This is a genomic window from Nonomuraea sp. NPDC049028, from assembly GCF_043197735.1.
GTDB lineage: Bacteria > Actinomycetota > Actinomycetes > Streptosporangiales > Streptosporangiaceae > Nonomuraea.
In genome coordinates this window covers 291,004-316,426 of record NZ_JBICTR010000009.1, presented here as the reverse complement: position 1 = coordinate 316,426, position 25,423 = coordinate 291,004, and the positions used below count along the sequence as shown (strand labels likewise).

The window sequence follows — 25,423 nt, the reverse complement described above, 5'->3', positions numbered from 1 at the left end:
CGGCGGGCTGGGCGCCCGTGTCGGCGCGCCTGCGGCTAAGGGTTTGGCACAGGCGTCCGGCGGGCCGGGCGCTCGCATCCGCGCGCCCGTGGCTGAGGGGCTGACGCGGGTGTCCGCCTGGGCTGTGACGGATTGGCGTAGGTGACTCGGGGGCTTAGGTAGATCCTTTGTCGTTTCGCGGATGCGATGATTACTCTCCGCGCTAGCCTCTCCACGTTCCGTATCCGTGACGTGAAGGCCATTCCCCCGTGACGCACCGTTCGACCGCCTACCAGGTGGTCTACCTGGGCGGCCTCGGCCGTAGCGGCACCACGCTGCTCGAGAGACTGCTCGGCGAGATCCCCGGCGTGGCACCCCTCGGCGAGGTCGTACACCTCTGGGCCCGAGGCGTACTGGCCGGCGAGCCATGCGGCTGTGGCGAGCCCTTCCGCGCCTGCCCGTTCTGGCGCGAGGTCGGCGAGACCGCGTTCGGCGGATGGACGCAGGACCTGGCCGAACGCGTCCTCACCCTGCGACACCGCGTCGACCGCACCCGCAGGATCCCCCGCATCGCTCACCCGGAGCTGGCGGAGTACGCCGGCACCTACCAGCGCCTCTACGACGCAGCGGCCAAGACCGCCGGCGCGACGGTCGTGATCGACTCCGGCAAACACGCCTCCCTGGCCTTCTGCCTGGCGGCGGCCGGAGTGGACGTGCAGGTGGTCCACGTGGTCAGAGACCCGCGGGCCGTCGCCCACTCCTGGCGCAAGACCGTCGAACGCCCCGAGGACGGCCGCCCGATGACCCGCTGGGGCTCCGCCCGCACGGCAGCCCACTGGACGGCCCAGAACCTCGCCCTGGACCTCCTTGCCGCCCGCGGGGTCCCGGTGACGAGACTCCGTTACGAGGACCTCCTGGCCGACCCAGCGGCCGCTCTGGCGACATTGGCCGACATCCTGGGCCTGGGCACGGCGCTGCCGTTCCTGACCGGCACGACCGCCCACCTGACCACCGCCCACACCGCCTCGGGCAACCCCATGCGCTTCACCGTCGGCCCGGTCGAACTGCGACGGGACGACGCGTGGCACTCCGGCCTCCCGCGCCACCACCGGCACCTGGTCACGGCCCTCACCTGGCCGCTCAGGTCTCGGTACGGCTATGGGGAGGCGGCGGCATGAGCGGGCCTGGTGCGGACGGACCTTGGGTGGTCGGTATTCGTGCGGTCGGGTCTCAGGTGGTCGGGTCTCGTGTGTTCGAGTCTCGTGAAGCCGAGCCCTGGATGGTCGGGCCTCGTGAACTGGTTGCCGACGCGGCAGCGTGGGCCGTACCTCTCGAAGTGGGGGTCGCATGAGTGCGTCCGTCGGCGTGGTGATCCCCACTCGGGGTGACCGGCCCGAACAGCTGCGGGCGGCCGCCCGTGCCGTCCTGACCCAGGACTACCCCGGCCGGATCTCGCTGGTCATCGTCGTCGACGGTGGCGATCCCGCCGCAGTCGCCGAGCAGGTGGCCGACGTGGTGACGCCGGGCGCCGCCACGAACGCCCGCCACCGCGTACTCGTCCTGCCCAACGCTCTCAGCGCCGGGCTGCCGGGCGCGCGTAACACCGGCATCTCCGCGTGCGACACCGATCTGATTGCCTTCTGCGACGACGACGACGTGTGGCTGCCCGGCAAGCTGGCCGCGCAGCAGCAGGCGATCGAGGATGGCGCCGAGTTCGTCAGTTGCGGCATCGAGGTCGAGTACGGCGTGCGCCGGGTGCCGAGGCTCGCGGGCAGCGACACGGTCACGGCGGCCGACCTGGTGCGTTCGCGCATGGTGATGGTGCACTCGTCGACGTTCTTGTTCAAGCGTGGCGCCCTGTGGGTGGACGAGAGCGCCCCGGCCGGCCAGAACGAGGACTGGGATCTGGCCCTGCGCGCGGCCAAGCGGCATCCGATCGCGAACGTCGATCGCCCACTTGTACGTATCCGTTGGGGCAATTCCCACTATGTCGCCTGCTGGGCCGACCGCATCGCCGGGCTGGAGTGGATGCTCGCCCGACACCCCGAACTGGCCGTGGATCCGCGCGGCGCGGCGCGGGTCTACGGCCAGCTCGCCTTCCACCACGCCGCGCTGGGGCGGCGCCGTGAGGCCGGTCGCTGGGCCCTGCGCACGTTCGCCGAGCGCATCGGCGAACCACGCGCCCCGATCGCCCTCGCCGTCGCCGTCGGGCTGATCTCCGCGCCGGCGGTGCTCGCCCTGCTCCACGATCGGGGGCACGGCATTTGAGCGCGGTTACGGCGGGCGTCGTTGCAGCGGGCGTCGTCACGGCGGCCAGGGTCTCGGCGGGCGTCCTCTCGGGGGATGTGTTCTCGGCGGGCGTGGCCACGGCGGGTGTCATCACAGAGAGCCCCGGCGCAGGGCTTGATGCAGGGAACCGCGATGTGGGGTTCGGTGCAGGGAGCCGCGGCGCGGGGCTCGGTGCAGGGAGTCCCGATGTCGACCCCGTCACACGGGGGCCGGATATCGGGGTTTGACACGGGTGGGGTTCATGGGGACGCGGGGAAAGGGGCCGGGGATGGTTGGGGAGCAGGCGAGGCCGGTGCGGGTGCTGGTCGGGGGTGTTGCCGTCGATCCGCTGACCGAGCGCCAGGTCGTCGAGCACGTCGATGGTGAGCTGGGCGCGGGGAGGGGTGGGCGGATCGTGACGCCGAACGTCGACATCTGCCGCGCCGTCGCGAAGGACGTCAAACTCCGTCACCTCGTCAACTCCGCGGACCTCGTCGTGGCCGACGGGATGCCGCTGGTGTGGGCGTCGCGGCTGCTCGGCACGCCGATACCCGAGCGGGTCACCGGGGCCGACCTGATCTGGTCGTTGAGCAAGCTGGCCGCTCGCCGAGGGTGGCCCGTCTATCTCCTGGGTGGCCCGCCGGGCGTGGCCGCGTCCGCCGCTCATGAGCTCACCGCCTGCTATCCCACGCTTCAGGTCTGCGGAGTGGACGCGCCGCCCTACCGGTTCGAGAGCGGTGCCGGTGAGCGTGAGCGGGTGCGACGGAAGGTTGTGGGGGCGGAGCCGAAGATGGTGTTCGTCGGGCTCGGGTTTCCGCGCCAGGACCGGCTGATCGCGCGGCTTAGTAAGGATCTGCCGGGGGCGTGGTTCGTGGGGTGCGGGTCGGCGATCGCGTTCGCGGCCGGTACGGTGCCCAGGGCGCCCGAGTGGATGCGGGGCGCGGGGCTGGAGTGGGCGTTCCGGCTGGTGAGTGAGCCCGGTCGGCTGGCCAGGCGCTACCTGGTCGACGACCTGCCGTTCGCGGCCCGGTTGCTGGGCGACTGCCTGAGAGCACGGGCCTCGTCGGGAAATACCCAGGACTCGTCGGGAGGCGCACGCGACTCGTCGGGGAGCGCACGCGAATAGGTCGGCCAGGCGACGGTCTCGCTTCCTCAGGGACCCGTACAGACCGCACAGACCTTTCAGGCCCGTCTTACGCCCGGTCCGGTCCCGCGCAGACCCGTCCAGGACACCTTGGATCGGCCCAGACTCGCCGAGACCAGGCCCGCCCAGACCGGCCCAGACCAGACCCGCCCAGGCCCGCTCAATGGCAGGAGCGGTGGCTGGCTGGCCCACGGTTCCGGCGGGACGAGTTCGCCGGCGGGCTCATTCAGCGCAGGTGAGCTCCCGTACGCGGGCCGCTTCCGCCCGCGTCAGGCCGAGGGTGGCCGTTTCGAGTGCGCGGCGTGAGTTCATGGGCCGGAAGGCCGTGCGGGACAGGCCCGACCAGGCGAAAGCGCTCCCCACGCCGACGGGGGCCGTGCATGCTCGGGTGATGCGGCGCTCGGCCGTGGATGACCAGGCGAGGCCCGCGTACTCGTACAGCTGCCGGAAGCCCTGGACCGGCGCGGAGGCCAGTTCGTCGTAGGAGGTCAGCAGGATGCCGGGGGTACGGGCGAGGATCGCCTGAGTGACCCGCCACAGCGCCGCCGCCTTGGCGATGCGGTCCTGGGAGCCGACCAGGGCGCGGAGGTCCAGGAGTTCGGGGTGGTCGCGGACGAGCAGGGGTTGTTCGAGGAGCTCGTGGAAGTAGACGGTCCAGCCCAGGCGCTGCCAGCTGGCCACGAACGCCACCGGGTCCCGGGTCAGCGCGATCACCTTGCAGCCCAGCCGCTTGGCGAACCAGCCTGCCGAGAGCACCGCGAACGGGTCGTCGAGCAGGGCCCGCCGTCCCAGCAGGCGGCCGAGGGTGAAGGCCGTGCCATAGCGGGTCATGCGGGCCAGGTCGTACGGCGAGCGGTTGGTACGCAGTTCGGCCAGGTACCGGTAGCGGAGCGCGACCGTGTCCTGGAAGGCGGGCAGCCAGTCGGCGGTGTTGTCGTCGCAGATGTACTGGAAGCGGTGGGTGACCTGGGCCCGCAGGACGCCGGGACAGCGGCCGGGCGGGTGCTGGGGGTTGAGCGGCTCGTTGACATAGACGAGGTCGCCCCCGGCCGCCAGCATCTTGCCCGTCCAGCTCGTGCCGCTCCTGGGCAGGCCCGTCACCAGAATGGGACCGCTCATGCCACGACCGAGGACTGCGGGAAGGGCGCGCTTGCGAGGCGCGGGACGGGGCCGCTCATGCCGTGGTCCTGGAGTGCGAGAAGGGGCGCGCTCGCGAAGCGCGGGGTGCGGCCGGTCACGCTGTGGTCCAGGAGCGGAAGCGGAGTGCGGGGAGGCTGTGGCGGCCGAAAGGGTGCAGGCCGTAGCGGTGGTGCAGTTGCCAGAGCGGGAGCAGGTTCTTGGCGATCATCCCGCCCGCCCAGCCGAGCACCGCGCCGAACGCGCCGTGGACCGGGATGAGCGCCACGTCCAGCGCGACCGTGCACGCGATGGCCGCCACCAGGTTGAGCAGGCTGGCCGTGGTGTGCCCGGCGGCAGTCAGTACGACGTCGACCATGCCGCACGCGGTCGCCAGCATCATCGTGCCGGCCAGCACCAGCGCCACCGGCACGGCGGCGCCGTAACCCGGCCCGAACAGGCGCAACAGCCACGGCGCCAGCGCGGCGTACCCGAGCCAGATCGGCCAGGTGAGCAGCACCAGCCAGATCGTCGCCGCCTGGTACAGCTCCCGCGCCCGCCCCATCTCGCCGTCGGCCAGCGCCCTGACCAAGCGCGGCTGCACAGCCTGCGCCAGTCCTTGGTTGGCGAGCTGGCCGACGACCTTGAACCGGGTGGCGGCGGTGTAGACGGCGGCCTGGACCGGGCCGCCGAGCAGTGCGACGACCACGATGTCGAGCCGCTGGAACACCGCCTGGATGGCACCCGCCACCGAGCGCGGCGCCGTGTAAAGCCACAGGTCACGGGCGGTGCCCGGCAGGTACGGCGTACGCGGCAGCCGTTCGCGCAGCTGGATCGCGGCGAGCAGCGCCACCGGCACGTACGGCAGCGCCCAGAGGAACGGCAGCCACTGCGGCCTGGCGGCGACGGCCGCCGCGGCGACGAGCAGGAACTGGAGCGTCGGCAACGCCATCCCGTCGAGCAGCACGGTGGGCCGCATGGCGCCGAAGCCCCTGGTGGCGGCGAGCAGGAGGTCGGCGGCGACCATCACGGGCAGGGCCGCCGCCAGCAGGCCGAGCCGCGGATAGAGGATCGCTCCGCAAGCGGTGGCGAGCAGGACCGCCGGGACCAGAGCTACCCGGATATATCCGGAAATGCCGTGGTAGTCGTAGGTCTTGGCGCGGGCGATGAAATAGATGAGGCCGTTGCCCGCGTCGAGCTTGGCCACGCCGGCCACCATGAGGGCCAGGGCGGTGGCGGTGAAGAAGGTGCCCGCCTGGTGCGCGCTGAACGCCCTGGTGACCACCACGACCAGCAGAAACTGAGCCCCCGCGCTGATGACGGCCCCGGCGATGCCCGCGATGCCGCCCCTGGCCACCTGACCGAGCGGCCCCGTGGTCAGCGACGCCACGACGGCTCACCGCCCAGCCAGCGGGCCAGCCGCGTGTCGTACACCTCGAAGTGGTCCCTGAGCCGCTGCCTGACCGAGTCGGGCAGCGGCCGGGGGAGCGGCCGCCCGTTGTGGCGTTCGAAGACCGGGTAGCCCAGGTGGGGCAGGCCGAGGAAGTCGAGGACCCGGTCGTAGGTGCGTTCCGGCTCGGCGAAGAAGCGGTGGCTGTCGAGCACCAGGACGCGTTCGCGGCCGAACAGCGGCTCCAGCCGGTCGAGCTGCTCCGCGTAGCGCCCGCGCGCCAGGTAGGCGTGGTGGCGGTGCGCGTGGTGGACGGTGTGGGGCCGCTCGCGGATGGCCTGCTCGGCGCCCGCCAGCCGCCGCTCCTCCAGCTCCAGGGCCCGTTCGAAGTCGGACTCGGTCTCGTAGCCCCTGGCCAGCTCGTGGGCGTGCGCGGAGCACGCCCGCTCGACCGGGTCGCGCACCAGCACGATGAGCCTGACCCCGGGCAGGTCGGCCGCGATGCGCTCCCCGGCCAGCGGATGGAACAGGTAGTAGGGCGAGGACTCGAACGCCTGCGGATGCGTGCCGTGGCGGCGAGCGAGCCGCGCGGCGGCCACCCGGAGCGGAAAGTGCCCCTGGTACCAGGACAGACCCCGCCCGTAGTCGGCGTCGAAGTAGTGGACGCCCTTGTGCAGCACCGGTTTGAGCAGCAGCGGGTGCCGCGCCAGAGCCCGGTAGAGCGACGTGGTGCCGCACCGCTGCGCTCCGGCGATCAGGAACGACGGCAGCATCCGTACGCTCGACGTGAACCTCCCGGTGGTCCGGGAGACGGACAGGACCGACTGCTTCATCGTGTTCACGTCAGCGGCTCCTGGTGATCGACGAGGGGATTGAGCCATATGCCCGGTGGCCCGAGGGGTTCGTGGCCGTCGGCGGCGTGCCGGTCGGCCAGCGCGATGAGGTAGTGCAGGGCCGTCCGCCGGGCCTCCGCCGCCGACAGCCCGAGCGGGGCGAGCACGGGTACGGCCTGCGCCAGGCAGGCCCGCGCGGCCGTGGCCGGGTCCATCCGCCGCAGCGCGCGCTGGAAGAAGTGGTGCACGGCGTCGAACCCATAGGGCACGCCGACCGCGTAGCGCTCCCAGTCCCAGACGAGCAGCCGCCCGTCATCGGAAGGGGCGATGTTCCAGGGCGACAGGTCGCCGTGCCAGGCCGCTCCCTCGGAACCGCCGGTTCCCGCGATCTCCTTGACGGCCTCGGTGAGCAGGGCGGCGGGGACCCGGCCGCGCCTGATCGGTAGCGGCGAGAGGACCAGGACCGAGTACTCGCCCCAGCGCTCGTGGCGCAGCACGGTCGGCGCGACGACCGTCTTGAGCGCCAGACTGCTCAGCTTCTTGAGCGTGGCGGCCTCGCCGTCGACCAGTTCGCGGGCGCGCGGGGTGTCGCCGATCTTCACGAAGGCCAGGCGGGAGCCCTCGCCGTACGCCTCCAGGATGGGCTTGCGGTTGGCCCGGCGAGCCGGCCGTACGTGGAGGACGGTCTCGAGGGGTACGCCGAGAATGTCGCTCAGGTACGTCTCGATCGAGCCCTCGACCGGCACCATGACCGGACGGCCCAGGAGCCCGTGCCATCGGCGCCGGGGGGCCAGGCGGCGCGGCAGCAGCCGGTGCGGCAGCACGCTGTAGGCGCGCGGCGAGCCGGGGCCGGGGTAGAGCGCCCGCACGGTCTGGTCGAGGTAGCGCAGCCGCACCTTCGCGTCGTTCACGCGCTCTCCCCGGTGTTACGCCACAGGAGGGCGAAGGAGATGAGGTAGAGGCTGAGCGGCGTGACCAGGCCGTCGTACACGAACATGTAGAGCAGCACGAGGATCATGACGAGCACCCCCGCGAGCCCGATCGGGCTGCGGTCGGGCCAGTGGCGCCGGATCGCGCCCAGGAAGAACGCCACATACAGCGCCGCCCCCACGAAACCCTGGGTGATGATCAGCAGCCAGAGCTGCCCGTCGCTGCCCAGCGGCGGATGGCCGCAACCGCCGCACCACTCGGTCTTGCCGGTGGTGATCGTGCGGTGGTTGCCCATGGCGTTGCGGGTGTTGCCGTAGCCGATGATCGGCGAGTGCGTGGCCGCCGAGATGGTCGCCGACACGGTGAAGGCCCTGATGTCGTTGGAGTGCGGGTTGTCCAGGCGCTGGCCGACCAGCGAGGCGAGCGGGCTGAGCGCGAACGCCAGCGCCGCCGCCACCGCCGTCGCGCACAGGGCCAGCCTGGTGCGTCCGCCGACCCGGACGATCAGGTAGAGCCCGGCCAGCCCCAGGCCGATCCAGAGGCCGCGGTTGAGCGAGTAGACGATCGGGATGGCGGCCACGGCGGTCAACGCGATGGCCACCGCCTTGCGACCGCCCCCGCCGTAGACCCACCAGCCGACCACGAACCAGATGAGCAGCACCGACACGTTGCTGCCCCACGCGTTGGCCCACTCGAACGGCGCCTCGGGGCGCGGCGAGGCGTAGCCGAGCACCTTCTGAGTCTGGGCGGCCGTCGGGTGGATGAGGTTCTGGACGAAGGCGTTGTCGCTGATCCACCCCGGCAGCACCATCTCCACCGGCGAGGTGAACTCCAGCCGGGGGAAGAACACGCCGAGCAGCCCGCCCGCCACGGTCGTGACGAACAGCACCCCGAGCATCCGTACGAGCCTGAGCTGCGGCAGCTCCCGCTCGGTCAGGTTGCCCAGGTAGAGCACCATGATCAACAGGGCCGCGTAGAGCGCGAACCGTATGAGGTAGCCGATGACCCGCCCGGCGTTGAACGCCCCGTACGTGTCGGGCGGCATGTCGGCCAGCATCAGCGCGCTCACCGCGTAACCGGCCAGGAGCAGCAGCCACAGCCCGAACCCGCGCGGCACCCGGATCGGCCGGCGCCGCCAGAGCACGACGGCCATGGGCACCGCCAGGACGATCACCGACAGCCCGCCGAAGCCGAGCGCCCACCACACGGGATAGCCGATGAGGAGCGCGCCGATCGGCCATGCCGGACCTCTCATGCCGATGTGCCCGGCGGGCGGGGGAGCGAGGTCATGGGCGCCGCCTCGCCGGACTGGCCGGGCTCCAGCTCGCCGCTGGCGACCAGCTTGCCGAGCGGGTTGCCGTCGACCGGCTCGGGCCTCGGGGTCAGGTCCCTCGTCGTCACGACACCGATGATCGGTACGTTGTGCCTGCCCAGATGGCGTACGGCGGCGGCCACCTGTGCCGAGGTGGCCCGGCGCAGCCCCACCAGCAGCAAGGCCGCGTCGGCCCGGGCCAGGTCGCCCACGTCGGAGCCGGTCAGCAACGACAGCGGGGCAGTGACGGCCAGCGGCCCGACCACCGGCGTCGCGCCGAGCTCCGCCGGGATCGCCCTGACCAGCAGCCGCTTGCCCGGGCAGGCGGCGAGCACGGCCGAGGCCAGGTCGTGCGGCACTCTCTGGCGGAGCGGGCCCGACAGGTCGCCGAGCACGGGCAGCCCGGTCAGCCGCTCGACGTCGGCGGCGGTGCGCAACCGGGTGTCGAGCCGGTCGCGGGCGTAGGCGGTGGCCGTGCCGAGGAGCAGGCCGATCATGAGCCCGGTGCCGAGGTAGAGCGGCAGGCTGGGCGAGCTGGGCACCGTCGGCGGCGTGGCCTGGCTGATGACCGACCCGGGAGTGATGGCGACGGTCCGCAGCGCGTCGTACTTGAGCGTGAGGCTGTAGGCCTGCCGGTTGAGCACGCTCTGCCGGTGCGCGGCGATCGTGTGCTCGATGCTGCCCTTGCTCGCCAGGGCGAGCTCCTTGATCACGGCGTCGAGCGCGGTGTTGACCTGCTTGAGCTTGACCAGCATCGCCTTCTGCTGCGCGGTCATCGTCGCCTGCGCGTTCTCGGTGCGGTTGGCCAGATAAGCGTGCGCGTACGCCCGCGACTGGGCCGCCGCGACGGCGGGGTCGGCCGCGGTGACCGAGATCCACAGCACGGCCGAGTTGGGCGGCACCGAGACCTCGACGGGCTCGGGCGTGCCCGTCTTGAGGTCTTTGGCGGCCTTGTCGGCCACCACGGACGACTGGGCGATCTGCGCCTCGGTGTCGAGATTGAGCGGCTCGCGCTGCCGGTTGGTCACCTGGTTGTTCTGGTCCTGGACGCCCACGGGCGCGACCAGGACCTGGGTGGTCGCGGTGTAGGCGGCCGGGGTGAACCGCAGCAGCGCCAGCCCCGCCGTGCCGCCGGCCAGCAGGAACCCCAGGAACAGCAGCCAGCGCCTGCGCACCAGCGACAGGTGGTCCGCCAGGTCGGTGGCGTGGCGGCGGCCCGGGAAGTCCGGCGACAGGCTCATTGGAGCGGATCTCCTTCGAGTGTGTGCGCGGTGTCGCCGATCGGCGACTGTGCGTCACAAGTCGCGGCGTCCGCCCACTATAGGCCGGACAGATATTACCCAGGCTGAATCCAGAAGATTTTCTCTGGTGCGGCCAGCAATTCACCCCACGATAGCCCGAAATAATGCGAAATTGAGGGCTGGTCGGATGGTTGTTGACCTGGCGATACACCCGCTCCGGCTGAAGTTCTGGGAATGGCATGGCATGGTTCAGGTTTGATAGGACGGGGGTCCTTGGTTGAGGGGGTTGAACGGCCTTGAACCGGTGGGGAATTTCTCATAAAGCGGTAAATATCAGCGTCAAAGGTGTGGCGCTGTTGGTCGTCGCCGTGCTCGCGGGCTGCTCAGCTGTGCAGGGTTCGGGGAGTCCGGCGCAGGTCGCCCAGCCGAGCGCCAGGCCGAACGTGGAAACTTCGCCGGCTTGCGCGGTCACTGCCCGGCTCATCCCATCTTGTGGCGCTTGGTGGGGGATCGCCCCGGAGGTCTTCACCGGCGCGGGCATCGAAAGGTCGCTCCACGGCGCCGAGTCCCGCATCGGTGGCACCGCCGACGTGCTGCACGTCTATCACCGGGGCAAGGAGGAGTTCCCCACCAGCGAGGAGGTCGCGCTGGCCCGCGACCCGGTCCGGCCCAGGCTGCTGCTGATCAACTGGAAGCCGTCGCTCGACTACACCTGGGCGCAGATCGCCCGCGGTGCCATCGACCGCAGGATCGACCGGCTGGCCGACTACATCAGGCGCACCTTCCCCGAGCGGTTCTTCCTCACCCTCCACCACGAGCCGGAGAACGACGTCGACGCCGCCCCCGGCTCGGGCATGCAGGCCACCGACTACGCGGCCATGTACCGCCATGTCGTGCTCAGGCTGCGCGACGAGGGCGTCAAGAACGCGGTCACCGTCATGACCTACATGGGCGCGCCCAACTGGGCGGCCAAGCCCTGGTTCGAGCAGCTCTATCCGGGTGACGACGTGGTCGACTGGGTGGCCCTCGACCCCTATGCCGACGGCCGGGTCCGCGACTTCGACGGTCTGGTCAACAAGACCCGGCCCGACTTCGACCAGTGGCCGGGGTTCTACCGGTGGATGCAGTGGCGCTTTCCCGGCAAGCCGGTCATGGTCGCGGAATGGGGGGTGTTCGAGCGGGCCGACGACCGTACGGCCAAGCGCTCGTTCTTCGAGTCGGTGCGTACGCAGATTCAGCGCTATCCGCAGATCAAGGCGCTGATCTACTTCGACTCGCCACACGCGCCGCGCGGCGACACGAGCTTCGACTCCGATCCCGCCGCCGGGCGGGCGTTCAGCGAGCTCGCACGAGATCCTTACTTTCACTCGACGCCCGTGCCGCGGCCCTGACGCGCCAGCGCCAGCCCACGACGGTCGCGACCGAGGCGCCCGCCAGCGCCCACACCGTCACTGTGTTGCTCACGTCGAGCAGTTTGAGCGCGGAGGCGAGCAGGACGATCCCGAGCAGCGCCCTGATGAGGCCGCCCGGCGCCCTGGAGGAGATCCGGGCGCCGAGGTAGACGCCCGGGATCGAGCCGATGAGCAGCGAGACCGTCAGGGTGAGCTGGAAGTCGCCGAAGAGCAGGTGGCCGAGCGCGGCCGAGGCGACGAGCGGCACCGCCTGCACCAGATCGGTGCCGACGAGCTGGTTGGCCTTGAGCGCCGGATAGAGGGCCAGCAGGGCCACGATGATCAGGGAACCCGAGCCGACCGAGGAGATGCCGACGACGAGTCCGCCTACCGTACCGACCAGTACGGTCGGGATTGGGCGCACGACAATGTCGTGGGCGCTCGACGTACCGCCCTTCCCGGCCAGCCACGTCTTGGCGACCAGGCCCGCGACGGCGAGCAGCAGCGCCACGCCGAGCGCGTACTTCACCGCGTCTCCGACCGCGAACGCGCGCGCGATGAACACCCCGCAGAACGCCGCCGGCACCGACCCCACGCAGAGCCAGCCGACCAGGCGCAGGTTGACCGTGCCCCTGCGCAGGTGTACGGCGCTGCCGACGGGTTTCATCACGGCGGAGGCGACCAGGTCGCTGGAGACCGCGGCCAGCGGCGGAACGTTGAAGAACAGCATCATCATCGGCGTCATGAGCGCGCCGCCGCCCATGCCGGTGAGCCCGACGACGATCGCGACCAGAAAGGACCCGGCGATCAGGGGGAAGTCGATCAACGAACCCAGCCTCCGCTCCGCAGCGCCCCCAGCACCTGGGTGACGGCCGCCTCGATAGAGATGTGCGTCGTGTCGATGATCAGATCGGCGTCGTCCGGCTCCTCGTAGGGGTCGGAGATACCGGTGAACTCGGGGATGAGCCCGGCGCGGGCCTTGGCGTACAGGCCCTTGCGGTCGCGGCGCTCACACTCCTCCAGCGGGGTGGCCACGTGCACGAGCAGGAAGTCGGCCCCGACCGACTCGACCATCTCGCGCACCTCCTCGCGGGTGGCGGCGTAGGGGGCGATGGGGGCGCAGATCGCCAGCCCGCCGTGGCGCGCGGCCTCGGCGGCGACGAAGCCGATGCGCCGGATGTTGAGGTCGCGGTCGTCCTTGGAGAACGTCAGGCCCTTGGACAGCAGGTGGCGGACCACGTCGCCGTCGAGATAGGTGACCGGACGGCTGCCCAGTTCGAGCAGCGAGTCGCGCAGGCCGCGGGCGATCGTGGACTTGCCGGAGCCGGACAGGCCGGTGAAGAAGACCACGAGCCCGCGCCGGTGCGGCGGTCCTGGGATGCGCACCGGCTCGGGGCCCGCCAGGTGCTCGGTCGCGCCGTAGGCGGTGGCGACGTGCTCGCGCAGCTCCAGATCGATCTCGGGCTCCGCGCGCGGCGCCAGCGGCACCGAGACCACCAGGGTGCCCTCGGGCAGCTGCTCCTTGGCGCGCAGCGCGGCGCGTACGACGGCCGGGCCCGTCTCACCGTACGAGAGGGGGAGCAGCACGATCACCGCGTCGAGCTCCTTGGCGGTGGCGACGATCTCGGTGAGGTCGTCGAGCGGTCCCCGCATGGTGACGGCGAGCGCCGCCCGCCCATCGAGCTCTTCGCGTATCTGCGCCGGAGTACGGCGAAGCCGGGCGAACGGCCCGTGCTCCGGGGCGCCCAGGCCCTTGACCGGACCGGAGGCCAGCCCGTCGGGCTCGCGCTCGGCGACGGTGAGCACGGCCAGCGGCACGCCCTCGGGGTCGAGCAGCGTGACCTCGGTGCCGGGAGTGGCCGCTTCCGGAAGGTGGAGTGTGACGGGAGCCGGCCACGGGGTGCCGTCGGCGAGAGTGCCGCGCTCATGCACCGTGTGCAGGTCGTCGTGCCCGAGGAACCCACTCAGCGGCTGGAACGCGCCGGAGAGCAGCAGCTCCAGGTCGGCCAGCTCGTACGCCCCTGGGGTCCACTCCACGGTCTGCCATCCCAACTATTCCGATTGACTTGGTAGGAAAGGAGTCTAGCCTTTGGTACAAGTGTGTCGCTAGTGCGGTGTCCCCGAACCTTCGCCAGACATTCCGCTCTCCCGGAGTGAGTGTCCCTCTATGGGCGCCTCTGTCGCGGCGGCCCGCCTACTACGGGACCGTCCCTCCACGGGGACTTCTTCCGCTCCCCGGAGGGGCCCTCTATGGCGACCTCGGTCACGACGGGCCGTCTTCTTCTTCGCCCCCGGAGGGGGTAGCCCACCCAAGGACCTCGGCCACGACGGACCGTCTTCCCTCTCGCCCCCGGAGGGGGTAGCCCACCCAAGGACCTCGGCCACGACGGACCGTCTTCCTCTCGCCCCCGGAGGGGGTATCCCTCCCAAGGACGTCAGCCACCACAGACCGTCGCGGTGCCCGAGACGGTCGTGACGAACCACGCCTAGATGAGCCGAGCGAAGTGATTCTGCGGCTTCTTGATCACCATGGCGATCTCATCATGCGTCGACGGAAACCGGTCGCGGGTCAGCTTGGCCGTCATTCGGACGGCCAGCCGGCCGACACGCCCCATGGCCGGACCGCTGGTAGCCGTGTGGTCGTCGGTGATCATGAGCCCGCGCGTGAGACAGAAGGTGTGGATCCCGTCGCGCGAGGTCACCGGCCCGTAGACGGCCGGTAGCGGACCCGGCGTGCCGGCCGACACCAGGTGCCGCCAGATGAGCCGCCGCAGCCACCACGGGGTGATCCGGTCGAGCAGGCCGTAGGCGGATTTCCGGTCGCGCATGCGCAGCAGGATGAGCCCGCCGGGGCGCAGCGCCTGCAGCAGCCGGTCGAAGACCAGCTCGGCGTGCTGGATCCGCTCCAGCAGGAACGACAGCTGGATCACGTCCACCGACCTCGGGGGCAGCGGGACGCAGCGCAGGTCGCCCAGTGACCACATGGCGAGATCGGCTCGCTCGCCGACCACTCTCCTGATCGGGGGCAGGTCCTCGTCGACGCCGGTGGCCCTGGTGTCGATCCGGTCCAGGACCAGTGGCTCGTCGTGCGCGCATCCGGCGACGAGCACGTCGAGCCGCCTGCCGAGCCGTCCGGCCCACTGCTCGCGGATGCGCTGACCAAAGAGATCGCCCCTTGGGGCTACCGACCGCACCTCAGACATGTCACCCAGAGTAATCAATCGACGCCAATTAGTAAGCCATTTCCCTGCTAGCGTCCTGCGCCGTGAGTGATCTCGTGTACGTGGGCAACGCGAATGTCGACGCCGCGATGGACCATGGCTGGCTCCTGGGCCATTTCAAACCCTATGGCGACCCGAGACACAGCGACGGGGTGGAGATCAAATGGGGCACCCACTCCCCGGGTGACGAACGCGCCGAGTGGGTGCGGGGCGAGGAGCGTACGGCGCTGCTCATCCTCATCTCGGGTCGCTTCCGCGTCGAACTACCGGGCAGGAGCGTCCTGCTCGCCGAGCGGGGCGACTACGTGGTCTGGGGCAAGGGAGTGGACCACTCCTGGCACGCGGAGGAGGAGTCGGTGGTCCTGACGGTCCGCTGGCCATCCGTCCCGGGCTACAAGGTCCGGCGGCCGGACGAGGTCCCGCATCCGGACGAGGTCCTGTAGCCGGATGAACTCCTGGAGCCAGGCAAGGTCCCGGAGCCGGACGGGGGCGTGGGCTAGATGCGAATAGGCTTGTGGCACAACCCCCACGCCCGCCGGCTGGGGGTAATCGTCGTGGGGCTGTCGAAAATGAGTCTGTCCGGGCTGCTTGATCTTGTCGTCACCGATCCCAAGCTGACCGCCGCTCTCGAAGAGGGCGGCGACATCGCGCTGGTGGCGCCGTCCGCGCTGCGGCCGTTCGGGGTGGCCGCGCTGGCCGGGCACGATCAGCGGACCGTGCTGGCGATCACCGCCACCGGCCGCGAGGCGGAGGACCTGGCGAGCGCGCTGACCAGCCTGATGGAGCCCAGCTCGGTGGCCGTCTTCCCCGCCTGGGAGACGCTGCCGCACGAGCGGCTCTCCCCGCGCAGCGACACCGTGGGGCAGCGGCTGGCCGTGCTCAGGAGGCTCGCGCACCCGGTCAAGGACGACCAGGCGGCCGGGCCGCTCAGCGTGGTGGTCGCGCCGGTCAGGGCGCTGCTCCAGCCGATCGTCAAGGGCCTGGGCGACCTGGAGCCGACCCGCCTGCGCGCGGGCGACGACGCCGACCTCGACGGGGTCGTACGGCGGCTGGTCGACAACGGCTACCACCGGGTCGACATGGTGGAGAAGCGCGGCGAGGTGGCGGTCCGCGGCGGACTGCTCGATGTGTTCCCGCCGACCGAGGAGCATCCGCTGCGGCTGGAGTTCTGGGGCGACACGGTCGAGGAGATCCGCTGGTTCAAGGTGGCCGACCAGCGCTCGCTGGAGGCGGCGGACGGCGGGTTGTTCGCGCCGCCGTGCCGCGAGCTGCTGCTCACCGCGGAGGTCAGGGAGCGGGCGCGCGAGCTGGGCCGGGAGCACCCGGCGCTGGCCGAGGTGCTCGACCAGCTCGCCGAGGGGACGCCGGTCGAGGGCATGGAGGCGTTCGCGCCCGTGCTGGCCGGGGAGATGGACCTGCTGCTCGATCACCTGCCCGGCAACGCCGCGGTGTTCGTCTGCGATCCCGAGCGGATCAGGGGCCGGGCCGAGGAGCTCGTACGCACCTCGCAGGAGTTCCTGGAGGCGTCGTGGATCAACGCGGCGGCCGGTGGCGAGGCGCCGATCGACCTCGGGGCGGCGGCGTTCCGCTCGCTCGACGACATCCGTGGCCACGCCGACGTGCTGGGGCAGGCGTGGTGGACGATGGCGCCGTTCGGGGCCGGGGTCGAGCTCGACGCGCAGGACTCCGAGGCATACCGGGGAGACACCAGGAAGGCGCTCGAAGACGTCAAGGGCTGGCTGGCCGAGGACAAGGCGGTCGTTCTGCTGAGCGAGGGACACGGCCCGGCAGAGCGAATGGTCGAGGTCCTCAAGGGCGTGGACGTTCCCGCCCGGTTGGTGAAATATCTGGATAAGTCGCCTGAGGCGAAGGTTGTCCATGTGTCGACGGGGTTGATCGAGCACGGGTTCATCACCCCCAACCTGGCCGTGCTCACCCACCTCGACCTCGTCGGCCAGAAGGCGTCCACCAAGGACATGCGCCGCCTGCCCTCCCGCCGCCGCAACATGGTCGACCCGCTCCAGCTCAAGGTCGGCGACAACGTGGTGCACGAGCAGCACGGCGTCGGCCGCTACATCGAGATGGTGCAGCGCACGGTCCAGGGCGCGACGCGCGAATACCTGGTCATCGAGTACGCCAAGGGCGACCGCCTCTACGTCCCCACGGACCAGCTGGACGAGGTCACCCGCTACGTCGGCGGCGAGGCCCCGACGCTCAACCGGATGGGCGGCGCCGACTGGGCCAAGGCCAAGACCAGGGCGAAGAAGGCGGTCAAGGAGATCGCGGGCGAGCTTATCCGCCTCTACTCCGCCCGCATGGCCTCGCCCGGTCACGCCTTCGCCGCCGACTCCCCGTGGCAGCGGGAGATGGAGGACGCCTTCCCGTACGTCGAGACCGGTGACCAGCTTGAGGCCATCGACGAGGTCAAGCGCGACATGGAGCGCGGCGTCCCGATGGACCGGCTGATCTGCGGCGACGTCGGCTACGGCAAGACCGAGATCGCGGTGCGGGCGGCGTTCAAGGCCCTGCAGGACGGCAAGCAGGTCGCCGTGCTGGTGCCGACGACGCTGCTGGTGCAGCAGCATATGTCGACGTTCACCGAGCGCTTCTCCAGCTTTCCCGTCTCGCTCAGGGCGGTCTCCCGCTTCCAGACCGACGGCGAGGTCAAGGGCACCCTTGAGGGCCTCCGTACGGGCGCCGTGGACCTGGTGATCGGCACCCACCGGCTGCTCAGCCCAGAGGTCCGGTTCAAGGACCTGGGGCTGATCATCATCGACGAGGAGCAGCGGTTCGGCGTCGAGCACAAGGAGGCCATGAAGCACCTGCGCACCCAGGTCGACGTGCTGGCCATGTCGGCCACGCCGATCCCGCGCACGCTGGAGATGGGCCTGACCGGCATCAGGGAGATGTCGACCATCCTCACCCCGCCGGAGGAGCGGCACCCGATCCTCACCTTCGTCGGACCGTACGACGAGAAGCAGATCGGGGCCGCCATCAGGCGCGAGCTGATGCGCGACGGCCAGATCTTCTTCGTCCACAACCGGGTGGCCTCGATCAACCGGGTCGCCGCCCGGATCAGGGAGCTGGTGCCCGAGGCGCGCATCGCGGTGGCGCACGGGCAGATGAACGAGCACCAGCTGGAAAAGATCATGGTCGGCTTCTGGGAGCGCGAGTACGACCTGCTGGTCTGCACCACGATCGTGGAGTCCGGGCTCGACGTGCCCAACGCCAACACGCTGATCGTCGACCGGGCGGACAACTACGGACTCTCGCAGCTGCACCAGCTCAGAGGCCGGGTCGGGCGAGGCAGGGAGCGGGGTTACGCCTACTTCCTCTACCCGCCGGAGAAGCCGCTCACCGAGACCGCCCACGAGCGGCTGGCGACGATCTCGCAGCACACCGAGATGGGCGCGGGCATGTACGTCGCGATGAAGGACCTGGAGATCCGCGGCGCGGGCAACGTACTCGGCGCCGAGCAGTCGGGCTTCATCGCGGGCGTCGGCTTCGACCTGTACGTCCGGCTCATGGCCGAGGCCGTGCAGGAGCAGAAGGCCAAGCTGTCGGGCGTGGAGGTGACGGAGGAGCACCCCGACGTCAAGGTCGAGCTGCCGATCAACGCGCACATCCCGCACGACTACGTCACCTCCGAACGCCTGCGTCTGGAGGCGTACAAGCGGATCGCCACCATCTCGGCCGAGATCCACATCGACGAGGTGCGCGCCGAGCTGACGGACAGATACGGCAAGCCGCCCGTCGAGGTGGAGAACCTCCTGGCCGTCGCCCGCTTCCGCATCAGCGCCCGCCAGGCCGGGCTCACCGATGTCACACTGCAGGGCCAGAACATCAAGTTCGGTCCGGTCAGGTTGCGGGAGTCGCAGCAGGTACGCCTCGACCGCCTGTACAAGAAGGCCATCTACAAGCAGGCGGCGGAGACGCTGCTGGTGCCCGCGCCGAAGACCAAGCCCCTGGGCGGGCAGCCGTTGCGCGACCTCGACCTGCTCAAATGGTGCGGTGACCTGGTCGAGGCCATGTTCTTGGAGCCCGCGAGGGTAAGCTAGCCGCGGTTTTGTCGGGAAAGGACGCACGTGAAGTCGATTCGAGTGGCAGTGGCCGCTGCCGTGGTGGGTGTCGCGCTGACCGCCTGCTCCTCGCCTATGGAGGCCGGAGCCGCGGCCGTCGTGGGCAGTGAGCGGATCTCGTCGCGCGACCTGAACAAGAACGTCCAGGAATACGAGGCCGCGCTGCGGAAGGTCAACATCGAGCCGTCGCAGCTCGGTGTGTCGGTCAACCAGTTCGTTCTGTCCAGGATGGCGGAGCAGAGCCGGCAGCAGCAGCTGGCCGACAAGTTCGGCGTACAGGTCAGCGATTCGGAGATCGACGCCGCGGCCCAGGACAAGGGCGAGCAGCAGACGGCCGAGATGAATCTGCTGTCCAAGGCCGTCTCCCCGGCCAACCCGCGCGGTTACCTGCGGGCGGCGCTCGGCGTGAACAAGGTGCTGGAGAAGCTCGGCGGGCCGCAGAACCAGCAGGCCGTGGAGAAGTTCAAGGCCGCCTACAACGCGATCGCCCCGGTCTTCAGCCCGCGCTACGGCAAGATCAGCCAGCAGGGCTTCGTCGACGCCGGCCGGTTCGGCAAGCCGTCGGCGACGACCGAGCAGGCCGGCCAGGGCGAGCAACAGCAACAGCAGCAGTCGCAGGGCTAGCCGTGCCGCTGATCATCGTCACCACCTCACCGCGGGTCGCGCCGGGCCTGCTGAGCCACCAGGCGTGGCAGGCGTTCGGCTCGGGTCGTGTGCTGACCGGGTCCGCGGATCATCCGCAACTGCCCTACCTGGCCGAGGCCGGGGTCGAGGTGGCCGTCGTCACGCCTGTCCCCGCCGACCTGGCGCGGCGGGCGGTTACGGAGACGGTGGTCTGGCTGGCCGCCCAGGATTCCGAGGACTTCATGCGGGCGGTCGGCCACGCGGCCGTCGCGATGGCCGAGCCGCCGCTGATCGAGGTCGTGCCGGGCTCCTACGACCTGCCGGGCGCGCGGGTGCTCGACCTGGTCGCGGTGATGGAGCGGTTGCGCACCGAGTGCCCGTGGGACCGCAAGCAGACGCACGAGACCTTGGTCCCGTACCTGCTCGAAGAGGCCTACGAGGTGCTGGAGACGATCGAGCAGGGCGACTACCCGGCGCTGCGCGAGGAGCTGGGCGATCTGCTGCTGCAGGTGGTCTTCCACGCGCGGGTGGCCGACGGGTTCGACATGGACGACGTGGCCGAGGGGATCGTCGAGAAGCTGGTGCGGCGGCATCCGCACGTGTTCGGCTCGGTGCGGGCGGAGACCGCCGACGAGGTGAACGACAACTGGGAGGCGATCAAGGCGGCCGAGCGGGCGGCGAAGGACGAGCGTCCGTCGGTGCTCGACGGGGTGCCAATGGGGCAGCCCGCGCTGTCGCTGGCCGCCCAGCTGATGCGTCGGGCCGAGCGCGGGGGCGCGCCGGACGGGCTGGCCGCCGCGATCTCGCAGGGGGTGGGGCGCGAGCTGTTCGACCTCGTCCGCCGCGCCCAGGACGCGGGGATCGACGCCGAATCCGAGCTCCGCGCCGCCGCTCGCGACTACCGTGACCGCGTGCTCCGCTGGGAGTCGGAGCACCGATAGGCTCTGAAGGCATATTGCCTTTCGATTTAGGAGCGCAAACCCGTGGCTACCATCGAGGTCGTATACGCGCGCGAGATCCTCGACTCCCGGGGCAACCCGACCGTCGAGGTCGAGGTGATCCTCGACGACGGCGGCAGGGGGCGCGCGGCGGTGCCCAGCGGCGCGTCGACCGGCCAGTTCGAGGCCGTGGAGCTGCGTGACGGAGACGAGCGCTACGGCGGCAAGGGCGTGGAGAAGGCCGTGCTCGCCGTCACCGACGAGATCTTCGAAGAGATCAACGGCATCGAGGCCGAGGACCAGCGCATCATCGACCAGATCATGATCGATCTGGACGCGACGCCCAACAAGTCCAAGCTGGGCGCCAACGCCATCCTGGGCGTCTCGCTGGCCGTGGCCAAGGCCGCCGCCGACAGCGCCGACCTGCCGCTGTTCCGTTACCTGGGCGGCCCCAACGCCCATCTGCTGCCCGTGCCGATGATGAACATCCTCAACGGCGGCGCCCACGCCGACACCAACGTCGACATCCAGGAGTTCATGATCGCGCCGATCGGCGCGAGCACGTTCCGCGAGGCCGTGCGCATGGGCACCGAGGTCTACCACGCGCTCAAGGGCGTGCTGAAGGAGAAGGGCTACGCCACGGGGCTGGGCGACGAGGGCGGCTTCGCGCCCAACCTGCCGTCCAACCGCGACGCGCTCGACCTGATCCTGGTCGCCATCGAGCGGGCCGGCTACACGCCGGGCGACGACGTCGCCCTCGCGCTCGACGTGGCCGCCTCCGAGTTCCACAAGGACGGCGTCTACACGATCGACGGCAAGGGCGTCTCGGCCCAGGAGCTCATCGCCTTCTACGCGGACCTGGTCGACAACTACCCGCTCGTCTCGATCGAGGACCCGCTCGACGAGGAGGACTGGGCCGGCTGGAAGGCCATCACCGAGGCCCTCGGCGACAAGGTCCAGCTGGTCGGCGACGACCTGTTCGTGACCAACCCGGAGCGGCTCGGCCGCGGCATCGCCGAAGGCACCGCCAACGCGCTGCTGGTCAAGGTCAACCAGATCGGCACCCTGTCCGAGACCCTCGACGCGGTCGACCTGGCCCACCGCAGCGGCTACCGCTGCATGATGAGCCACCGCTCCGGCGAGACCGAGGACACGACGATCGCCGACCTGGCCGTGGCGGTCAACTGCGGCCAGATCAAGACCGGCGCGCCCGCCCGCTCGGACCGCGTGGCCAAGTACAACCAGCTCCTGCGCATCGAGGAAATTCTCGACGACGCCGCTCGCTACGCGGGTCGCGGCGCTTTTCCGCGTTTCCAGCGCTAGTTTCGGGTACGGCTCGCGGCATGGCGGGTATGCCGCGAGCCGGTCAGAAGGGTGCAAATAGCACCATCCGCTAAGTTCGGCCACCGAACTGGACACGGAGGTGTGAACCGTTGGCTAAGAGGCCGCAGCTGACCGGGCGGGCCGCCATCCTGGCGATCGTGGTGTGCGCGATCGCGATGAGCCTGGCCTACCCTGTACGCGAGTACATCGCGCAGCGCCGCGGCATCGCGGAGTTGCGGGCGGAGAAGGCACGGGTCGAGGCCGACCGCCAGGCGCTGGCCGAGCAGGCGCAGCGGATCCGCGATCCCAACTGGATCAAGCGGACGGCCAAGGAACGGCTGCACTACTGCGGGCCGGGCGAGAAGTGCTACGTGGTCATGGACGCCAAGCCCGACAAGACCACGACGACGGTCAAGCAGCCCGCCGCGACGCCGCCGTGGTACCAAACGCTGTGGGAATCGGTCGAAGCCGCCGACACGGGCCAGGGCCGCAAGGCCGGATGAGCACCGGCGCGGAGGAGCGTCGGCGGCGTGTGAGGGGAGAGCGTTGGACAGCAGAGACGTCGACGCGGTGCAGCGGCAGCTGGGCCGCCCGCCGAGAGGGCTGCGCGAGGTGGCGCACCGCTGCCCGTGCGGCAACCCCGACGTGGTGGAGACCGCGCCGAGGCTGCCCGACGGCTCGCCGTTCCCCACGCTCTACTACCTGACCTGTCCCAAGGCGGCCTCCGCGATCGGCACGCTCGAAGGCTCGGGGCTGATGCGCGAGATGCAGGCCAGGCTGGGCACCGATCCGGAGCTGGCCGCCGCCTACCAGGCCGCCCACGACGACTACGTGGCCAGGCGCGACAAGGCGGCGGAAGAGCAGGGCACGGAGCCGCTGCCGCGTGACATGCAGAGCACCGGCGGCATGCCGCTGCGGGTGAAGTGCCTGCACGCGCTCGTTGCGCACGAGCTGGCCGTGCCCGGATCCAACCCGTTCGGCCGGGAGGCGCTGGATGCCCTCCCCGAGTGGTGGAGTGACGGACCATGCGTGTAGCCGCCGTTGACTGCGGCACCAATTCCGTACGCCTGCTGATCGCCGACGTCGGCGACAACGACCTCGCCGAGATCGAGCGGCGGATGGAGATCGTACGACTGGGCGAGGGGGTCGACCAGACGGGGCGGCTGGCTCCCGAGGCGCTGGAGCGGACGTTCACCGCGATGCGCACCTACCGCAAGCTCATCGACCAGCACGGCGCCACGGCGACCCGGGTGGTGGCGACCAGCGCGACGCGCGACGCCGCCAACAGGCAGGAGTTCGTCGACGGGGTGCGCGAGATCTTCGGGGTGGAGCCCGAGGTGGTGACGGGCGCGGAGGAGGCCGAGCTGTCGTTCGTCGGCGCGACCAGGGGGCTGGTCCGGCTGTCGCGGGAGACCGGGGTGCCGCAGGGGCCGCTCCCGCCCTACCTGGTCGTCGACATCGGGGGCGGCTCGACCGAGTTCGTGGTCGGCTCCGAGCACGTCATCGGCGCGCTGTCGGTCGACATCGGCTGCGTACGCCTGACGGAGCGGCACCTGCGCGACGCGGGCGATCCGCCGTCGGCGGAGGCGCTGGAGGCCATCGTGGCCGACATCGAGGCCGCGCTCGACCGGGTCGCCGAGGCGGTGCCCGTCCATGAGGCGCACACGCTGGTGGGTCTGGCCGGCTCCGTCACGACGGTGGCGGGCATCGCACTGGACCTGCCCGCCTACGATTCGGAGCGGATCCATCACTCGCGGATGACCGCCCAGCAGGTCCACGAGGTCACGCGACGGCTGCTCGCGATGACCCATAGTGAGCGTTCACAGATTCCAGTGATGCACCCAGGTCGAGTTGACGTGATTGGCGTGGGTGCCCTGATTCTGGACCGCATCGTGCGGCGTTTCGCGTTTACGCAGGTCGTCGTGAGCGAACACGACATCCTCGACGGAATCGCCTACTCCATGGCCTGATTTTTCCGGCGAAAATCGGACAATTCTGGGATTCGGCTGTGTTGAGTGTGCAATCAGTTTTATGCTTAGGTAAAGGGGCATTGCGGGGGCTTTGTCATATTGCCGGACACGGGTGGTGTCGGCGTGGCGACCGTTCCCGGAGCGCATCTTTTCCCTAACGGAATGGAGCACTCTCACATGAACTCATCTCGTCCATTAGCGCGTAAGGCGGCGGCGTTCGGCGCCTCCGCCGCCGTGCTGGGCGCCATGGTCGCGGGGCTGGCAGCCGCTCCCGCGCAGGCGTCCACCCAGGCCACCGCGGGCAAGGCCGGCGCCGCGGCGACCTCCACCAAGGCCAGGCCCAAGGTCTCGGTGTCCACGCCCAAGGCGTCGAGCCGCGACAACGACGGTTCCTGCCCGGTGAAGGTCGACATCTCGGCCAACATCAACGTCAAGCTCGACGGCAAGACCGAGCTCGCCTACCGCTGGCTCCACGGAGACGGCTCCAAGGGCAAGGTCAAGGTGCTGAAGCTCAAGGGCCACGGCACCAAGTCGGTCAAGATCGGCCAGACGCTCACTTTCAACGAGGACGTCAAGGGCTGGGAGGCCGTGCAGATCCTCGGTCCGCGCAAGGTGACCTCCAAGAAGGGCTACTTCTCGGTCACCTGCCAGGACGCCGTCGTCATCGACAAGGATCAGCTGAGCGGCAGCAAGAGGATCTCGGTCAGCGCCTGGGCCGACCCCAGCTCGTACGTCGGGCCCTGTACCCCCGGCGACAAGGTCAACTTCCTTGGCCGGATCAAGGTCAACGACCCGACGTGGGTCAAGTACCGCTGGGTGCTGAACGGTCGCGTCGTCGACTATGGCCGGACGAAGGTCTACCACTCGAAGACCGTCTCCTTCGGCTACTCGCCGCGTGACAGCCAGCGGGGCTACGCCGACCTGCAGGTCGTCGGGCGCGGCGGCTCCTCCTCCGACCGGGCCTACTACAAGGTCTGGTGCAAGGACGAGGCTCCCTCGGTGCGGGTGTCGGCCACCAACCTGGTGACCGCGACCAACAACGACGGCTGCAAGGTCGGCGCGCACGCCACCATCAACTCGACCGGCCGCGCGCGGGTCGAGTACACGTGGTACGTCAACGGCCAGTCCGTTGACCGTGGTGAGGTCGGGTTCGGCCGCGAGGGCTCGCGTACCGTCGAGCTGTCCGACCGCGTTCTCTCCGGTTCCGCGACGAAGGGTGGCCGGATCACCCTGGCCATCTCCGGGCCGAAGAACAACGACTCGATCAGCCAGTCCTACGCCGCCTGCGAGGCGCCGAAGCCGAAGATCTCGGTCTCGAGCCTTTCGGTCTCCGGCCAGCGCAACGAGTTCTGCGCCGACAAGCGCGGCCCCGGCGTCGACTTCAAGGCGACGATCTCCAGCACCGCCCCGACCACCGTCAAGTACTACTGGGTGATCGACGGCAAGCGGGAGAACCCGGACCTCGAGCGTCAGGTCAACGGCAGTGTCGACGTGACCTGGGGCGTCGCGGGCGCGCAGAGCGCCAGCGAGACCAAGGGTTCCGTCCAGCTCGTGGTCTTCAGCCCCGACTCCGCTTCCGCGGCCACCAGCTTCTCGGTGAGCTGCCCGAAGCCGGCCGGCGCCTGATCAGTTGAGTTGAGTTGAACCGGGTGGTGCCCTCGTGG

22 protein-coding genes are annotated in these 25,423 nt (G+C 70.3%); 13 read left to right on the top strand and 9 right to left on the bottom strand.

The features are described from left to right. The first annotated feature begins 248 nt into the window (after positions 1 to 248). The 3 genes from ACGFJ2_RS34985 to ACGFJ2_RS34975 all read left to right on the top strand — a co-directional run bounded on the left by ACGFJ2_RS34985 (position 249) and on the right by ACGFJ2_RS34975 (position 3,373). Positions 249 to 1,157 (top strand): sulfotransferase, encoded by a 909-nt coding sequence (locus tag ACGFJ2_RS34985; RefSeq protein WP_393475559.1) that lies wholly within the window; start codon positions 249 to 251, stop codon positions 1,155 to 1,157. A gap of 169 nt (positions 1,158 to 1,326) precedes the next feature. Continuing rightward, complete coding sequence (locus tag ACGFJ2_RS34980; RefSeq protein ID WP_357943930.1) at positions 1,327 to 2,247, top strand: glycosyltransferase family A protein; 921 nt, start codon at positions 1,327 to 1,329, stop codon at positions 2,245 to 2,247. A 289-nt stretch (positions 2,248 to 2,536) separates the two neighbouring features. Beyond that, positions 2,537 to 3,373 carry a WecB/TagA/CpsF family glycosyltransferase gene (locus tag ACGFJ2_RS34975; protein ID WP_357943932.1) on the top strand — a complete coding sequence of 279 codons (837 nt, stop codon included), beginning with the start codon at positions 2,537 to 2,539 and terminating at the stop codon, positions 3,371 to 3,373. Between the two features lie 240 nt (positions 3,374 to 3,613). Here the strand turns inward: ACGFJ2_RS34975 and ACGFJ2_RS34970 are convergent, their stop codons facing one another. From ACGFJ2_RS34970 to ACGFJ2_RS34945, 6 genes are all read right to left on the bottom strand, one after another. Beyond that, the gene (locus ACGFJ2_RS34970) at positions 3,614 to 4,510 is read right to left on the bottom strand and encodes a sulfotransferase (protein WP_393475555.1); all 897 of its coding nucleotides are present in this window, start codon (positions 4,508 to 4,510) and stop codon (positions 3,614 to 3,616) included. A 115-nt stretch (positions 4,511 to 4,625) separates the two neighbouring features. Further along, positions 4,626 to 5,897 carry a lipopolysaccharide biosynthesis protein gene (locus ACGFJ2_RS34965; protein WP_393475552.1) on the bottom strand — a complete coding sequence of 424 codons (1,272 nt, stop codon included), beginning with the start codon at positions 5,895 to 5,897 and terminating at the stop codon, positions 4,626 to 4,628. After that, positions 5,885 to 6,730 carry a sulfotransferase gene (locus ACGFJ2_RS34960; protein ID WP_357944598.1) on the bottom strand — a complete coding sequence of 282 codons (846 nt, stop codon included), beginning with the start codon at positions 6,728 to 6,730 and terminating at the stop codon, positions 5,885 to 5,887. Before ACGFJ2_RS34960 ends, ACGFJ2_RS34965 begins: the two co-directional genes overlap by 13 nt. 5 nt (positions 6,731 to 6,735) lie before the next feature. Further along, on the bottom strand, positions 6,736 to 7,641 hold the full coding sequence (locus ACGFJ2_RS34955) for a hypothetical protein (protein ID WP_393475549.1): 906 nt from the start codon (positions 7,639 to 7,641) through the stop codon (positions 6,736 to 6,738). Further along, positions 7,638 to 8,915 (bottom strand): hypothetical protein, encoded by a 1,278-nt coding sequence (locus ACGFJ2_RS34950; protein ID WP_393475547.1) that lies wholly within the window; start codon positions 8,913 to 8,915, stop codon positions 7,638 to 7,640. Before ACGFJ2_RS34950 ends, ACGFJ2_RS34955 begins: the two co-directional genes overlap by 4 nt. Continuing rightward, positions 8,912 to 10,213 carry a YveK family protein gene (locus tag ACGFJ2_RS34945; protein ID WP_393475544.1) on the bottom strand — a complete coding sequence of 434 codons (1,302 nt, stop codon included), beginning with the start codon at positions 10,211 to 10,213 and terminating at the stop codon, positions 8,912 to 8,914. Before ACGFJ2_RS34945 ends, ACGFJ2_RS34950 begins: the two co-directional genes overlap by 4 nt. A 347-nt stretch (positions 10,214 to 10,560) precedes the next feature. Here ACGFJ2_RS34945 and ACGFJ2_RS34940 point away from each other — a divergent pair, with 347 nt between their 5' ends. Then, positions 10,561 to 11,604, top strand: a complete 1,044-nt coding sequence (locus ACGFJ2_RS34940) for a hypothetical protein (RefSeq protein WP_357943943.1) — start codon at positions 10,561 to 10,563, stop codon at positions 11,602 to 11,604. Here the strand turns inward: ACGFJ2_RS34940 and ACGFJ2_RS34935 are convergent. The 3 genes from ACGFJ2_RS34935 to ACGFJ2_RS34925 form a co-directional block, all read right to left on the bottom strand. Continuing rightward, complete coding sequence (locus tag ACGFJ2_RS34935; protein WP_357943945.1) at positions 11,549 to 12,430, bottom strand: sulfite exporter TauE/SafE family protein; 882 nt, start codon at positions 12,428 to 12,430, stop codon at positions 11,549 to 11,551. The genes ACGFJ2_RS34940 and ACGFJ2_RS34935 overlap by 56 nt on opposite strands. Next, positions 12,427 to 13,641: an adenylyl-sulfate kinase gene (cysC, locus tag ACGFJ2_RS34930; RefSeq protein WP_357943947.1), complete on the bottom strand. Its 1,215-nt coding sequence runs from the start codon at positions 13,639 to 13,641 to the stop codon at positions 12,427 to 12,429. The genes ACGFJ2_RS34935 and cysC overlap by 4 nt, the downstream gene beginning before the upstream one ends. A 449-nt stretch (positions 13,642 to 14,090) precedes the next feature. After that, entirely contained in the window at positions 14,091 to 14,807 is a 717-nt protein-coding gene (locus ACGFJ2_RS34925; RefSeq protein ID WP_357943949.1) for a methyltransferase domain-containing protein, read from the bottom strand. 107 nt (positions 14,808 to 14,914) lie between these two features. On the opposite strand from ACGFJ2_RS34925, the gene ACGFJ2_RS34920 reads away from it, so the two are divergent. The 9 genes from ACGFJ2_RS34920 (at position 14,915) to ACGFJ2_RS34880 (ending at position 25,385) form a co-directional block, all read left to right on the top strand. After that, on the top strand, positions 14,915 to 15,268 hold the full coding sequence (locus ACGFJ2_RS34920; RefSeq protein ID WP_393476291.1) for a signal peptidase I: 354 nt from the start codon (positions 14,915 to 14,917) through the stop codon (positions 15,266 to 15,268). Positions 15,269 to 15,394: 126 nt separating this feature from the next. Continuing rightward, on the top strand, positions 15,395 to 18,883 hold the full coding sequence (gene mfd, locus ACGFJ2_RS34915) for a transcription-repair coupling factor (protein ID WP_357944601.1): 3,489 nt from the start codon (positions 15,395 to 15,397) through the stop codon (positions 18,881 to 18,883). A gap of 27 nt (positions 18,884 to 18,910) precedes the next feature. After that, positions 18,911 to 19,528 (top strand): SurA N-terminal domain-containing protein, encoded by a 618-nt coding sequence (locus ACGFJ2_RS34910; RefSeq protein ID WP_357943953.1) that lies wholly within the window; start codon positions 18,911 to 18,913, stop codon positions 19,526 to 19,528. A 2-nt stretch (positions 19,529 to 19,530) separates the two neighbouring features. Then, the gene (locus tag ACGFJ2_RS34905) at positions 19,531 to 20,469 is read left to right on the top strand and encodes a MazG family protein (protein WP_358179211.1); all 939 of its coding nucleotides are present in this window, start codon (positions 19,531 to 19,533) and stop codon (positions 20,467 to 20,469) included. A 42-nt stretch (positions 20,470 to 20,511) separates the two neighbouring features. Then, positions 20,512 to 21,789 (top strand): phosphopyruvate hydratase, encoded by a 1,278-nt coding sequence (gene eno / locus ACGFJ2_RS34900; RefSeq protein WP_357943957.1) that lies wholly within the window; start codon positions 20,512 to 20,514, stop codon positions 21,787 to 21,789. 110 nt (positions 21,790 to 21,899) lie between these two features. Continuing rightward, a complete protein-coding gene (locus ACGFJ2_RS34895; protein WP_357943959.1) occupies positions 21,900 to 22,292 on the top strand; it encodes a septum formation initiator family protein in 393 nt (130 codons plus the stop codon). 43 nt (positions 22,293 to 22,335) lie between these two features. Next, a complete protein-coding gene (locus tag ACGFJ2_RS34890; protein WP_393475537.1) occupies positions 22,336 to 22,824 on the top strand; it encodes a DUF501 domain-containing protein in 489 nt (162 codons plus the stop codon). Further along, on the top strand, positions 22,815 to 23,759 hold the full coding sequence (locus ACGFJ2_RS34885) for an exopolyphosphatase (RefSeq protein ID WP_393475534.1): 945 nt from the start codon (positions 22,815 to 22,817) through the stop codon (positions 23,757 to 23,759). Before ACGFJ2_RS34890 ends, ACGFJ2_RS34885 begins: the two co-directional genes overlap by 10 nt. 177 nt (positions 23,760 to 23,936) lie before the next feature. Then, positions 23,937 to 25,385: a hypothetical protein gene (locus ACGFJ2_RS34880; RefSeq protein ID WP_357943964.1), complete on the top strand. Its 1,449-nt coding sequence runs from the start codon at positions 23,937 to 23,939 to the stop codon at positions 25,383 to 25,385. Positions 25,386 to 25,423: the final 38 nt, after the last annotated feature.